The sequence below is a fragment of the Yersinia sp. Marseille-Q5920 genome, from assembly GCF_946902935.1.
Classification (GTDB): Bacteria; Pseudomonadota; Gammaproteobacteria; order Enterobacterales; family Enterobacteriaceae; genus Yersinia; species Yersinia rochesterensis.
Genome location: NZ_CAMPQA010000019.1, coordinates 37,677 through 52,592, shown reverse-complemented (window position 1 = coordinate 52,592; position 14,916 = coordinate 37,677). Strand labels below are relative to the sequence as shown.

Sequence of the window (14,916 nt, the reverse complement as noted above, 5' to 3'; positions counted from 1 at the left end):
AGCGCCCCGGAAAAAGTTCTGGCATACTTTACGGGCAGGCATAGAGTTGATCTCGCTGAATTGGTTGCACAATCAGTAGATCATATTTTCTCTATGCCTGTCCTTTTTTCTGGGGATTCACCAGCGCTTCGGCGGGGTTTTTATTACCTGAAATCCGAACCACGCAGATTAAACGCTGTGGGGATTACGCACGCCTGGAGAAACATAAATGCCTGACATCATACCAAATGTAGTAATAGGAATGCCTTCCCAACTATTCACGATGCCCCGCAAATTTGGTGCGGTATTTGGCGGTCGAATTTACATTGGACTCATCGACACAGATCCGACTATTCCGTCTAATCAAATTCAGGTTTATTTGGAGAATCAAGATGGTAGCCTTGTGCCAATGGTTCAGCCAATCCTGATTAATGCCGGTGGTTTCCCTGTTTATAATGGGCAAATAGCCAAATTCGTGACAGTGCAGGGCCACTCAATGGCCGTATATGACGCGCTTAACGTCCAACAGTTCTATTTCCCTAACGTGCTTAAGTACGACCCAGACCAGTTCAGGCAATATCTTGACTCACAAGGCGGCGCTGTAACAGTAGACATGCTGGGCGAGCCAACAGGGGCCTCTTTAGTTGGAGTTCAGCCGCAGGGTAATCTCCAACAGCTATTCTTCCATGTTACGCCGGAACAATTTGGTGCCATTGGTGACGGTACGGTACATCCATTATCTGAGCGATACGCAACTCTTGCAGCAGCGCAGGCAGTGTATCCGCATGTTACTTCACTAACGCAAACAATTGACTGGGCGGCGTGCCAAGCAGCTGATAAATACTCAAGGCTTTATGCTGTCGTGAAATCTCCACGGAATGCAATTTATCACTTGGGTTCAAACTATCTCGAATTGTCAATAAAAAGTAAATGGGATAGCGGTTTCGCCACAAGCAATAATGCCGGGGACTGTCCTCGCTTCACTCGAAATATTGAATCAACGCTTCCCGCATTTGGGCAGTATTGTATCGTAAGAGTTCAAAACGCAGCAGCAGCGGGTAGCGCTGATGAATTTGTACGTGGGATAATGTTCAAAGGTTATTGTCTGACTTACGGACTGCCAAATCGATCTGCGTCAAAAGGCTCACAGCGTATATGCTTGCACATGAACTACGGCCATGGAGCAGAATTAGATGTTGCTGTTAAAGGTGGGGAGTATGGCGTATTTGGATATTCGTTCTGGGGCAGTAAGGGGCAGTTAGTAATTGATTCGTGTCACAAGGCTTTTTATGCAGATCCGAAAACTATAACACCTGAAAATTTAACTCCACCGAGCAATACAAATACCTCTTTCGATTTCTATGTCAAAATAGATGCATGCCCGTTTGGTTTAGTATTACGATCTTGCCATTACTCAATATTCAATGGATTCATTGAGGGAGCGGTTATAGGTTTCGTTAACTATGACAGTACAAATGAAACTGCTATTGCGATCACAGCAATAGATAGTACAGGGATTGGTGATAATATCGGCATTGAAGCGTGGCAAGGTGCGCATATTTATAACTCACAATCAACAACAGACTTCTCTATTTCTCTTGCACAAAGTCATAATATCTCTAATACAACTGGGAAAAATGGCCCGTGGTATTCTATGTCACTATTAAATGGTGCGGTTCAGTTATTTACGCTGCCAGCTGGCAATAACGCACTTTATTATTCTGTAAATAGGGGAAGAAGTACCATTAGAAATGTAGATGGTGATTTTTCCGGTGCGCCATTTGATGCTGCATATCTTTGTTATCAGGACGTAAATAGCAAAACATTATTCGCAAATACGAGGATGTATACAGGTTCGATAAGAAACCTTTCCCCAGCAAATTGGGCTAACGTTGACGTAATAAATGATTTCTACCTCGAATCGCTATTCATTCCGGGCGGAGGAACTGGTCATAAGTATTCCGGTAAAGGGGTTTGTGTAGCATATGACTATTCGCTTTCTGCTATCGCTGCTGATGGCACCGTTACGATAACACCACCAGCGGGCTGGAGGATACTGTCAGCGGAGGCTCATGTGAATGTTAGCACCTCGGGACAAGCTTCATCAGCGGCGGTAGGAATCAAAACCAAGGCCGTTGACGGGTCATCGATAACTTTCCAGACAGGGATATCAGCAACCGGTTACAGCATACTCTATAGGCTGACGTTACAAATTATAAAGTAAACAGCAACACTAACACTAGTTTTTCAAAGCGCCATCCGTGGCGCTTATTCTTCATTTTTTCTTTATTTTCGCCATAACTGTTGCTATGGATATGAAAATTATTGCGTCAAATGAGAATGCCATTCCAAACAAGTGCTTAGATAAATCTCTATATCCCTCCCCAAAGAAAGATATATAGAGTTGAGATATGAGAAACATAAAAGTAAGTGAGGATATTATTAGGTAATTTTTGTTTCTAGTAATCAGAAATGTAATTGCTATAAGGATGATGCTGATAGGGATTTTATAGTCTTTTACCATTCGGTCTTTTATTCTTGTGAGCTTTGATGTCCACGAATCGGTTTTATCAACAATCATTTTTATAGACTTTGCCACATGAAAATAATCTGTTGTGTAGTTTTCTTTAACAATATCATCAAAAGGAATGGTTAGTAAAATAGACGGGTGTCTGACAAATTCCCTAATTGAGTCGGAGAACTCTATATGAGTGTTGTTTTTATAGCAATCACCACCCATTGTTGAACGGTATGATCCCTTTTCTTTATCAAGTTTTCCGCCCCACGCATCAATCCCAACGCATTCGCTATCAACCCCTTCAGGAAGTTGATAACCATTCATTTTCTCAAAAGCAAAAACACCATAATAAGCAGCGTGATATTTATTGAATCCAGTTGTTGCCGGAGTGGTTGTTACAAAAATAATGCATATTATTTGCGATATTATTAATGCGATAAGTGTCACCTTTCTATAGTTTTTCAACCAAAAAACAAAAGGAATAATCATTATTGGGAAATAGAAAAACTGGCTCTTGCTCCCACCGATTATAAGCGCAGAAATAACAACTACAAATGTGGATAATTTGGTATTTTCACGGTCATATAAACACAATAAAATTGCAGGTAAGCATATTAATAAAACTTGCTCTTGATAAAATGAAGGGAAAAAGGCAATGTTTGAAGATGAACAAACAAATAAAATCAATGCCGCCGATACGACGAAATCAAAATTATTTATAGAATCCGACTGTATTTTTTTGTATAGCTTGTAAAATGTAAATATATATATAACTTTCAATATTGCCGATAATATGCGCATGTCAAGAGTGCTTGTTACTAGTTTAAATACATGAGCTACAGCATAAAGTAAATATGTATATGTACTTCTGTATGTGTATTTTGCCAAACCCCAAAATTCATCATATAGAGGATATGTTAGAGACATATCCTGTTTGAATGGGGGTACTGTTGGCATGATTGAAAATATTGCTCTATTGAAGTCTCCTGTGTTTATCATATAAACATTTTTAGTGGTTACAATAACCAAAAAGCACACAACAAATAGAAATATCTTTTCTGAGTATTGCTTTAATATTTTATTGAACATTCGATGTTTTCTCTATTGATTATATAGCTGCCCATTTTAGTATCCATGCCTACTCTCCCAAAGATCCAGCTTATCCTACACTTAGCTGACCCTCACAAGGTAAGTCTATCATCTGTAAATCAGACGATCAGCTATTGATTTAGTGTTGAGAGATTGGGGGGCATTAAGTGAGTTGGATGATGGGCAGGGATGCCGAGGGGCGAGTGGGGCAAAAATGGGGCAAAAAATTACCGCAAACTAACTCGAACTATGCTAATCACAGTTGAGACACTTTGCGGTAAGTCACTGCCAGCCGTGAAGTTCACATGAACTTACGCGAATTTAAAATCAACCACTTCACATCATGAATATGGGCGTGTGACGGTTTTTCAGACGGATGAATAAAATAACTTGGGCTTTGAGCAATGAAATGCCAGCCCAAGAGATACTTTTATTATTGTGATAATTGAGTTCGCACCACAGAACAATTTCTCATTCAACATTTATGTAACAATTTAAAGCGATATTTATCCTTTAAATGAATTTATATAGGTGGCTGCTATGAGAAGTTTTTTGATCATATTCTTCGTTTATTTTCCTATTTTTGCCGGTGCTGCTGAACCGCAATCTATCTTGCCCGTCCCTGCCATAATGAAAGTCTCTGAAGCTGTTTGCAGTAATCGGTATGTCACTAAAGAACGAATTACATGCATGAAGTTAGTTGATGTATCCATTCTTAAAGCCTATTGGGTTGGGCAGATGAAAAGTTCCTGTACTTCAAAGTTTGGGGCCCCAAACCCGTCATGCAATAATATTAGATGGCTGGCAAATGCTTTAGACAGAATGGGGGGACAGTATCTTGAGGAATAGAGAAATATATCAATAACCGCTATAAACTGTGTCATACCATCTCTTCATGTGACAATGCCCATAAATACAATGATGCAGTTGTGCCATAAGGCGTGTAGCGGCGGCGATATTGTTCAAAACGTTCTCGCGGTAGCGTTTTGTGGCGATATAAATTCATCATACCGCGGCGGATGGCCAAATCTCCCCAACTGAGAATGTCTGGGCGAGAAAGTGAAGAAATAAGCAACATTTCTGCGGTCCAAATACCCACACCATTAAGATTTGATAGCTGGGAAATAACCTCATTATCGGGTAACTGAGAAATAGCGGATAAATCCAGTGAACCATTGAGTACCGCGTCGGCTGCGCCCTTGATATATCCGGCTTTACGCATGGTCATCCCGCAGCCTTGAATTGCTTCTATAGACGCAGCGGCAACCGTGAGCGGTGTCACTGTACCCAATAATGCCAACAGGCGTGCGTTAACAGTGAGCGCCGCTTTAACTGATATTTGCTGGTCAACGATATTTCTGATTAATGCAGCAAACAAATCCGGTGATAATGGGCGGGCTATCATTCCGAGCCGCTCAATAGCCGCCGCCATCTTTTTGTCCCGCCGCTTAAGATGATTAATCTCTATCTCACCGTAGTTGTAGAACATTCGCTGACTCCAATAAAAACCTCTCAAGATGAGATTTAGCATAGCGTTACTGTTCAGCCATTACTCTCTCTTTCTTGTCTTTTAAACAGTTTCTGCCAGCGAAATATCCTGGTTGCCAAGTTTTTGCAGTAAAGCTGAAATATCAATATTATCTACTTTATCGGCTTGCAGGTAGGTAATGGCGTATTCCTGCCAGATGCCGGATTGTAGGAATAAAATAAACAGTTCTCTATCCAGGTGATTTTCATTCACCATATTTAGCATAATATTCAGTGCTTCGGATAATAACTTTCCTGGTTTATAAGGGCGGTCGGCTGCGGTCAGGGCTTCAAATACATCGGCAATAGCCATCATTCGTACTGGAATACTCATCTGTTTATAAGTGAGTTGGCAAGGATATCCTTTACCGTCCATGCGCTCATGATGCCCACCAGCAATAGCGGCTACATTTGCCATGGTGCGCGGGAAAGGCAGTTTTTTGAGCATCACAATTGTTTGCATAATGTGTTCATTAATTTTATAGCGGTCTTCTTCTGTCAATGTTCCACGCCGAATACTGAGGTTATAAATCTCACCTCGGTTATAAAGCAAAGTCGGTTCTGGTACTTTGAAATCATAATATTCCTTGCGCTTATTGTTACTATCTCGGTAAATGAGATGTTCTTCCTTATCTGCCAGCATCGGTTCTAGCGCGGGTATTGAGGCAACTGGCTGTCGAGCTTTACGCTCGCGTTCTTCGTGAGCAATACCGACATTATCATCTAATGTGCGAGTCCAGTGATACCCGGCAATGTGCTGGATACGCGCTATGGCGTCATCGGACATAAATTCACCGCCGATATTACAGTGCGCGATAAAGTAAAAGTCATCATCCAACTGACGCAATTCAGCCACCAATAATTGTTGTTCAGTGTCATTAGCATTAATCGTGGCATGGCGGCGCAAGAAATCGATCTCTTTTTCGCATTTTAAGACTTCAAACCTCATCCGTATTTCATGGATACGGTCATAAATTAACTCCAGTTTAGTTGATTTATCCACCACAAATTCAGGTGTGGTTATCTTGCCACAGTCATGTAACCAGCATGCTGTATGCAGTTCTTCCCACTCATTCTCAGATAAACTAAAGTTAGCGAAAGGCCCTTCTTTGATATTCACCGCAGCTCTGGCGAGCATTTTGGTTATTTGGGGCACTCGCTGACAGTGCCCACCGGTATAAGCACTTTTGGCATCAATAGCACCCGCAATGAGCTCAATAAATGCATTGAGCAGGTTTTTTTGCTCTTGTAATAACTTCTGAGTTTCTACTGAAACAGATAAACTACCGACCAGTGCATTAACTAATTGAATTTTAGAATGTTCACGCTCTGCATTTAATTGATACGGGGTAAATAGCAATAAAAAACCCAAGAGTTGTTTATCATGAGTTTTCATGGGTACAGCAACAAAACGCAGTGGCAAATAAGGTTGCAGAAAGTCTTGTAATTGACTGAATATATTATTTTCATTTAAAGTTCCAGCAATGGTTTGCCCTGCTAGCACTGGCTGGAAAGTGGCGAAATTATTTTCTTTTATATCTAATGACGCCATTTCTGCCACTGGAATATTTTCGCCATTCCAGCGAAACGCCGTCGGTGTAAATATCCCTCCATCTTTATCGGCAAGAAATATAATCCCACCAGTCATTGCTGCAATTTCTGTCGTTTCACTTAATAACCCCTGCATTTGTCGGAAGAAGCTGTTTTCTGCCGTCAACATATTGCCCATTGAAATGAATTGCTTCAGTGTTGATTTCATTTTTGACATTGATTTGTGCAACTCATCGACTTCTTCAATCATGGATTGCTCTGATTGGCCTTCTTCGAAGTATAAGTTGCTTATAGCGTCAGCATCTTTGCGAAGACGAATCAGTGGATTGGATATTTTGCGTGAGAAATACCAAACAAGAGGTAAGCTGAGTAACAGTAGGATAAATGCAATAAAGGTTGAATAATGACGAATTGAATTCGCATCAGCAGTAAGGTAGCTTGCCGGAGTGGCAATGACCAACTGATATTTATTTCCGCTATTATTAATGTCGACAATTGAGCCGTACCAACGCTTATCTTGTGCATCAAAAATGATACTGCGGCTATTATCAATATTGTACTCAGCGCTATTCTCTTGGGTGTTTAGCAATGTTTGTAATACCGAAATCTGTTTGTCCGCATCCATTGGGTTTGCTGTGTTTTCTTGCGGATTAGGTAGGCTCGCGATAATTTCACCACGAGAATTTATAATAATGGCTTGGCTACCCAGAGGTAGATTTTGTCTTATTAAAAATTGTGATAATGAGGCTAGGGAAACATCTAACCCAATAATTGACTGATTATTTTCAGATCGGCGACTATAGGTAAAACCAGTTTCACCAGTACCTTTGAAAATATAAATAGGGGAGGTGACCAAGTTGGGGCTTGCCGAGGCCAGAATAAACCAATCTCGCCTCCTGGGATCATAGTTATCATTATCGCGTGGCATTACAGCAATGGGCTGCAGTTTCTCATTCAGATAAATAAAACGTTTCTCCGGTAAGCTATCGAGAAAACGATTACTTTGAATCATCCACTCAGCACCTTCTGGCGCATGAAATAATGTACGATTAGCCTCTGTTAGGCGACGTAGCATAAATAAATCACCATTAGGATAAGCGCTATACACAGCACTGGCGTAGTCATTCTGTTTCAGAACTTCAACAAATTTACTCACAAAAGCCATCCGCTGTTCAAGTGTCGATAATTCTGTGATTTGCATACTGGCGAGGAGGTTAACGGACATCATCATTGGTCGTGTTATCGCATCTAATTCTGCCGCAATAGCCTCCCCTGTTTTTTGATATTGGCTATTGGTGCTAATTTCAGTCAGTTTAGTCAGTTGGCTATAACCAAAAATAATGATCACAGTACCAATTGAGATAATCAGCAGAGTGAAAAAGGCTGCAATCTGAATATGCAAAGGATAGCGTTTTTTTAGTTTGAACAGGTTACTGGGCATCATGTCCATCCTGATAGTTTATTATTTAATCAATCTTAATCATAGAATGCACCTGTCTAACTAGCATATTCTTATTTTTTTCAGTAAGTTATGTCTAATCGCATGATTGTAAAGATTTTTATTGATATCAATCCAATATTATTGGAAGAAAAATCTAGTGATGGTATTAAAAAATAAGGTTTTAACGTGTGGAATATCTAAAAGCAGTATTTAGCAGTCAGGATGATTATCGATAAAAGATGTGGATACCTAAATACGGATGTAGGCGTTGATAGTGGGCACACAGGCAATTTGAAGTATGATGTGTGTTAGGCCCTAAATCAGGTTTAAATAATGATGATAATTGACTTCTGGTGGGTCGTTATTGGGAGGTTGTAAACGATGATGCCCACGTATGGCTGTAGGAGCAAATCCAAAACGCTTGCGAAAACGTTCGGCAAAACGTGATGCGCTCTCGTAACCTACCTGATTAGCAATCAATGAAATTGGCCAGTCGGTACCTTGTAACAAACGTAGAGCACTGGTCATGCGCACATCAATCATCAAATCCCGTAAGAGTATATTTTCGGCCGCTAATTTTCGCCGTAATACCACTTCACTCATTGCCATATGATCGGCAACTGCAGCCGCTGACCATATTTTGTGTGGGTCAAGTGCCAGACAACGGCGCACTCTCTCACTTAATGACCTGTCATCGTTTAATCTAAATTTAACACCACATTGTGCTAACCAAAGTAACAATTCCAGCATGCGGTGCCTGATGATCGCCGGGGGAATATCACCTATATCGGATATTGCTTTAAATGTACTCCCGAATGTATTCATAAATTCCGGTGCTAAATTACGCACCGGCATAACTCCAGGAATAACGCTAAGGCCAGTTGATGCGGGATGATTAGCAAAGGTCGCTATCAAATGCGGGTCACAACGCAGTTGGTGACTAAAAAATAACCCATCGTCAGATAAGCCATTAACAATATCAATTGTCTGGCCGCTACTGATGGCAACTATTTCACCTGCTCGGATAGTGCATTCCTGATTATCCCAGCGAATAATTTTATGCCCACGGTTAACCATAATGAGCAAAGGTTGCTCAATATAGACGGAGGTGAGCAGTAGCTCTGTGTGTTGAATAATATGTGCAGAGCTACCCACTCCAGGGCAAAAATTAATTATACGTTCCATCGACATTCATTTCACAATTTTAGCCTGAGAATATCTTTACGCTTTGAATAGCTGGCTGGCAACTTATTTTAATAGAAAAATGACAATAACCGACTATCTTAGCGAAAAGCATTAGGAGTGAGAGTGATAGCCAGTTAGATATGAGTAATTGTTACTATTAATATAATTTCATGTTAAAAATAATGACATTAAAAATCTATTGTCATGTTAATAATTTCAAATTTATCTTATTGCTCAGTAATTCATCGAAATTTTATGATTTTATGAATTGAATATTACTGAGTTTCACCTAACAATAATGCATGGTCAGGAAACTGACCATAAGTATTATTCACCGCCTGTTGCTTTGTTGACTGGCCAACCAACTCACTTAATGCATCAAGACGCAATTGTAATAGACGCTTAATCTCAATTTCATTATCCAAAATAGCACGAAGCTTTTCTCGTAATAACTCTTGCAGTGCTAGCGATGAGCATGAAGAAATAGTGACATGGGCGGTGCTTTCAACTGCTTTAAGATAAATCATTTCTAGATCAACCAGCGCATCCCAATTACCCTCGGTCGCCAGCACTAACATTTGCTCACTGAGGGTCAGGATTTGTTGATAATCGGACAAAAGGTGCTGGTGACGTTCCATTTAATGGGGTCCTAATCTGGTTGATAATTGGGGCCGATCTGCCGCCAGGCATCCGCGATGTTTTCGAGCAAAGCGAGCACTTCTGTAATAGCTTGTTCGTCATTATGCAAGTTGGCATGCAGCAAACGCCGAGACATATAGTCATATAAAGCCGACAAATTCTCTGCCATTTCGCCGCCTTTTTCCAAATCTAGCCCGGCATTCAGGCCGTTATTAATAATATCAATCGCTTTAGAGATCGCGGCCCCTTTAGCAGAAATATCTTTTTGATTCATCAAGATGCGGGCACGAACCAGGGCGCTTTGCGCCCCGTCGAATAGCATCACGATCAATTGATGGGGGCTGGCACTCATTACCCCGCTCTCTAATCCTACCTGAGCGTAGGCCTGACTCCCTGATCGGTTGTACATGCTCTATCCCTTTAAGAGAACTGCTGCGTTAAGAAGCTGGCGGTACTGTTCAGTGACGTCATCAGCTTATCTAATTGAGTAAATTGGGTTTTATAGCGCTCAATAGTGGCTGTGATACTAGCAGTCGTTGCTACAACTTGTTTGTCCAGGTTTTTTAATGACTTATTAATACCATCAGTCACGGTTTTTAATGTACCTTCCGTGGCATCTAAAGTGGTATTCAGTAAGTTATCCATCTGAGTCGCAAAACCTGTGGTCTTGCCATCACCGACAAAAAATGCAGTTACGCTATTGGGTTTATCTTTTAACGCGGCATCTAATTTGGTGGTATCGATAACCATCTTGCCATCAAGGTCTTGGGTTATCCCCATACTGGCTAAAGTTTTTAGATCCCCAGATTGACTCGAAGCTAATTGGCTTTTTAATTGCGTCTGAATAGAACGCAATGTGCCATCACCAACTAAAGCCCCATTGCTGGTGGACTGGTCGGCACCTGATTCTACTGCCGTATATTTAGTTAAAGAGCCAAATGTTGTTTGCAATGAGTTATAGGCGTCAACAAAGCTTTGGATAGCGGCTTTTGTGGCACTGCTATCACGGACAATATTCAATTGTTCTGGTGCGTCCGCTTTCGTGACGGCTTTCAGGTTGATAGTGACACCTTGAGGCGCATCAGTAATGGCATTACTTTGGCGTGTAATAGTGACACCGTTAACGCTCAATACTGCATCTTCTGCTTTTACTTTTTGCGTCATAGCGCCACTACCACCGCTGCTGCTGGGTGTGTAGTTTAGGAAATCATTTAAGGTATCATCGCCGGTCACACTAATGGTCATTTCTGACTGTGTCCCGGTATCTTTCGAGGTCAATGCCAGATAATAAGTATTATCATCGGCTTTCACGATACTGGCGCTAACACTGCCTTCCTGCTTATTAATCGCATCACGGATGCCGGTCAGAGAGGTCTGCTCACTGGTCAGGCTGATTTCCAGCGGATCTTTTTGACCCGGCTGGGTAATGGTAATCGTGCGAGTTGCGTTGTCATTGCCTAATTTATCGGTGGAGTTAGCGACATCTCCCGATAGCAGGGATTGCGCTTTAGCCAGATTAGTGACTGCAATACTGTAAGTGCCAGCACTGGCCGCACTGTCTGTCGTGGCACTGAATGCCGTGTTGGAACCACTGACAGCGGTAGAGTTCAATTTGTCAGCTTTTTTCAGTGCAGCGGAAGCGGTTTCAAGCTTTGCCAACGCACTTTGCAAAACACCATAAGCGGTTAGTTTGCCTTTATAACTAGTCTGTTGCGTAGTCAGCGGGGTAAGTCGTGTTTGTTCTGCTGCTGATAGTTGTGACAGTAGTGTACTTAAATCCAATCCTGACCCGGTGCCTAATGCGCTGATACTTGCCATTTATAATCCTTAATATTCAAGTGTCGTTGCAGAGGTTATCGGCCAGAGATTCAAAAAGTTTACACATAGAATAGAATTTATGATGGGCAGAATAACGGGGGATAACAGGGGGCTATTTGCTCCATTGGATAGAGTTCTAATTAAAGAGACGGTAAATAATAAGTTTCAGGAAAAATAAAAATTATTTGCCGGAATGTCTAAAGGTTCCTTAAAGAGCGCCGATACAAGTTGTGACGGTGATGAAGCCGTGGGCAGTAAGCCCAAACCATAACCCAACAGAATTTAAGGAATATCACTATGGCGGTAATTAACACTAACAGCTTGTCTCTGCTGACTCAGAACAACCTGAACAAATCCCAGTCTTCTTTAGGCACCGCCATTGAGCGTTTGTCTTCTGGTCTGCGTATTAATAGCGCAAAAGACGATGCAGCGGGTCAGGCGATTGCTAACCGTTTCACCTCTAACATTAAAGGCCTGACTCAAGCGGCGCGTAACGCTAACGACGGTATCTCTATCGCTCAGACCACTGAAGGTTCTCTGAACGAAATCAACAACAACTTGCAACGTGTGCGTGAACTGACTGTACAGGCATCTACCGGTTCCAACTCAAGCTCTGACCTGGATTCAATTCAGGATGAAATTGGTCTGCGTCTGGCTGAGATTGATCGTGTATCTGCACAAACTCAATTTAACGGCACAAAAGTACTGTCTGAAAATACCACCATGAACGTCCAGGTTGGCGCGAACGATGGCGAAACTATCGCCATTAAGTTGCAGAAAATTGATTCTCAGAGCCTGGGCTTAGGGAGCTACTCAGTCAGTGGTGTGTCTGGTGCATTAACCTCGTTAACTGATACCTCAGTTGATGGTGTTACAAAAAGTACAGCTCTTGATATTAAAGGTCTTGAGGCTGCTGCTGGTAAAGGCGCTACTGTACACGGTGTTGGTGAAGTAGCAACAGACAAGACAGGTACCTATTCAGACTATGTTATCCGTACTAATGACGGTAAACAATATCAAGGTGCTGTAGATGCTAATGGCAAAGTAACTTTCGCTGATACTACCCTCAAAACTACTGCCGCAACTGCAGCAACTTCAGCCGCAGCTGCAGCCGCAGCTCCTACAGATCCTACTCTTGCGGCCACTGCTAAAACAGACGCAGACGCTTTTACGACAGCTTTAACTGCGGCTAAACAATATACACCAGTTGGCGCAGCAACTGCATCACCACTGGAAACTTTGGATGCTGCAATCAAGCAAGTTGATGGTTTCCGTAGCCAGTTAGGTGCGGTACAAAACCGTTTCGAATCTGCAGTAACCAACTTAAACAACACCGTAAACAACCTGACTTCTGCCCGTAGCCGTATCGAAGATGCTGATTACGCAACTGAAGTTTCAAACATGAGCCGTGCACAGATTCTGCAACAAGCAGGGACTTCTGTACTGTCTCAAGCCAATCAGGTTCCACAAACTGTATTGTCTCTGCTGCGTTAATTCCTCAGAAACACTGCATTATTCAGCCCCGCCTTTTCGGCGGGGTTTTTATATCGCGATAGGAATTTTACGCTAAGGAAATAATCGACAGGGTTATTTCCTTAGAATATAAGTTCAAATCTGGCGCTAATTATTTATTTTTAGGGATTTTTTGCCGCTATTTAGCGCTCTTTATTTGCAATCCTTGCAATGGGTTAACAGTAAAAGTCATGGGCATAAGTCAAATAGCCGCCTTTTTGTAGGCCTATTCAGGCGATTGGCTGGCTGACCGGACAGGATAATGGTACGACTCTCTTACCCTTAGGTGCCTGTCTAGTGAGTGATCTGTATACCGCCGAAGGCGTGATGGACAAGAATTCCCTCTGGCAACGCTATGTTCCTCTGGTTCGCCATGAAGCATTGCGCTTGCAGGTGCGCCTGCCCGCCAGTGTGGAATTGGATGATTTGTTGCAGGCTGGGGGGATTGGTCTGCTGAATGCTGTTGAGCGTTATGACGCTTTACAAGGAACCGCATTTACCACTTATGCGGTACAGCGCATACGTGGCGCGATGTTGGATGAACTGCGCAGCCGAGATTGGGCACCGCGCAGTGTGCGGCGCAATGCGCGCGAAGTCGCCAGTGCCATGCAAAAGGTGGAGCAGCGGCTCGGGCGTCCAGCGACTGAGCAGGAAGTCGCACAACTCCTTGATATCGATTTGGCGGAGTACCGTCAGATCTTGTTGGATACCAACAACAGCCAGCTTTTTTCCTATGACGAATGGCGGGAAGAACAGGGTGAAAGTGTCGAGCCGATGCTGGAAGGGCATGAGGATGCCAACCCGCTACAACATTTATTGGAAGGAAATCTGCGCCAACGTGTTATTGAAGCGATCGAGGCCCTGCCGGAACGTGAAAAAATGGTGTTGACGCTGTATTACCAGGAAGAACTGAACCTGAAAGAAATCGGAGCCGTGCTGGAAGTGGGGGAATCCCGCGTCAGCCAGCTTCATAGCCAGGCGATAAAACGCTTACGCAGCCGCCTGAATAACGACTCTTAATTCATTTTCGCTCAGTGACATCACAGTGTTTAACTTTATTAATGCAGGTCTTCTTATGCCAGGACTTCAGTTAAAAAAGCGGCCGCTGAGCCGTTATTTAAAAGATTATAAGCACGGCCAAACTCATTGTTCACATTGCCATAAACAGCTTGATCGTATGGCGTTGGTTTTTCGCGGACAAATTATCAATAAAGAAGCCATTGCCGGAATGGATCAACCGATTGATGATCAAGTCTGGTTAAAGCTTCAGCATGAATTAACCGCGTTATGCCGTTTTTGCAGTGAGATATATTGCAATAGCACACCGGGTTATTTCGATATTATGGCGTTCAAACAGTATTTATTTGAACAAACTGAAATGAGCCATAGCACTGTGCGCGAATATGTTGTGCGTCTACGTCGCTTAGATGAAATGCTGGTTGCAAGAAATTATCCAGCAGAAACATTTACCAGAGAAACATGCGCCAGTGAAACTCTTCATCAAAGTATTATTGATGAACTGCCAAATGCCGCACATAACAATTACCGTATTGCTTTGCGTAAATATGGTCAATATTTGGCCTGGCAAAAAAGCTACTAAGGCTAATGACGGGTTGACCTTAGTTGAGAAAACTCGGTGTTTTTACCGAGACTACCG

Annotated in this window: 12 protein-coding genes; 5 read left to right on the top strand and 7 right to left on the bottom strand. The window is 42.3% G+C overall.

The genetic code is table 11. The features are described 5' to 3' along the window. A partial coding sequence (locus OVO64_RS19765) for a hypothetical protein (protein WP_267248961.1) occupies positions 1-216 on the top strand: 216 nt, incomplete at its 5' end. Beyond that, positions 209-2,203 (top strand): phage head-binding domain-containing protein, encoded by a 1,995-nt coding sequence (locus tag OVO64_RS19760; RefSeq protein WP_267248960.1) that lies wholly within the window; start codon positions 209-211, stop codon positions 2,201-2,203. The genes OVO64_RS19765 and OVO64_RS19760, both read left to right, overlap by 8 nt. 51 nt (positions 2,204-2,254) lie before the next feature. Here OVO64_RS19760 and OVO64_RS19755 read toward each other — a convergent pair whose 3' ends face one another. The 7 genes from OVO64_RS19755 to fliD form a co-directional block, all read right to left on the bottom strand. Beyond that, a complete protein-coding gene (locus tag OVO64_RS19755) occupies positions 2,255-3,496 on the bottom strand; it encodes a hypothetical protein (RefSeq protein WP_186377485.1) in 1,242 nt (413 codons plus the stop codon). A 970-nt stretch (positions 3,497-4,466) separates the two neighbouring features. Beyond that, positions 4,467-5,075, bottom strand: a complete 609-nt coding sequence (locus tag OVO64_RS19750) for a DNA-3-methyladenine glycosylase family protein (RefSeq protein ID WP_038633712.1) — start codon at positions 5,073-5,075, stop codon at positions 4,467-4,469. 81 nt (positions 5,076-5,156) lie between these two features. After that, complete coding sequence (locus OVO64_RS19745; protein WP_050291786.1) at positions 5,157-8,105, bottom strand: HD domain-containing phosphohydrolase; 2,949 nt, start codon at positions 8,103-8,105, stop codon at positions 5,157-5,159. A gap of 315 nt (positions 8,106-8,420) precedes the next feature. Beyond that, a complete protein-coding gene (locus tag OVO64_RS19740; protein ID WP_038633708.1) occupies positions 8,421-9,290 on the bottom strand; it encodes a helix-turn-helix transcriptional regulator in 870 nt (289 codons plus the stop codon). Between the two features lie 275 nt (positions 9,291-9,565). Then, positions 9,566-9,928: a flagella biosynthesis regulatory protein FliT gene (fliT, locus tag OVO64_RS19735; protein ID WP_038633706.1), complete on the bottom strand. Its 363-nt coding sequence runs from the start codon at positions 9,926-9,928 to the stop codon at positions 9,566-9,568. Between the two features lie 11 nt (positions 9,929-9,939). Beyond that, positions 9,940-10,338, bottom strand: coding sequence for a flagellar export chaperone FliS (gene fliS / locus OVO64_RS19730; protein ID WP_145509376.1), 399 nt, complete (start codon positions 10,336-10,338; stop codon positions 9,940-9,942). An 11-nt stretch (positions 10,339-10,349) separates the two neighbouring features. Then, positions 10,350-11,747 (bottom strand): flagellar filament capping protein FliD, encoded by a 1,398-nt coding sequence (gene fliD / locus OVO64_RS19725; protein ID WP_145509377.1) that lies wholly within the window; start codon positions 11,745-11,747, stop codon positions 10,350-10,352. A gap of 297 nt (positions 11,748-12,044) precedes the next feature. On the opposite strand from fliD, the gene OVO64_RS19720 reads away from it, so the two are divergent. The 3 genes from OVO64_RS19720 (at position 12,045) to fliZ (ending at position 14,859) form a co-directional block, all read left to right on the top strand. Then, on the top strand, positions 12,045-13,241 hold the full coding sequence (locus OVO64_RS19720) for a FliC/FljB family flagellin (protein WP_267248959.1): 1,197 nt from the start codon (positions 12,045-12,047) through the stop codon (positions 13,239-13,241). A 315-nt stretch (positions 13,242-13,556) separates the two neighbouring features. Beyond that, positions 13,557-14,279, top strand: coding sequence for an RNA polymerase sigma factor FliA (locus tag OVO64_RS19715; protein ID WP_038633699.1), 723 nt, complete (start codon positions 13,557-13,559; stop codon positions 14,277-14,279). Between the two features lie 55 nt (positions 14,280-14,334). Further along, complete coding sequence (gene fliZ / locus OVO64_RS19710; protein ID WP_038633696.1) at positions 14,335-14,859, top strand: flagella biosynthesis regulatory protein FliZ; 525 nt, start codon at positions 14,335-14,337, stop codon at positions 14,857-14,859. Positions 14,860-14,916 lie beyond the last annotated feature (57 nt).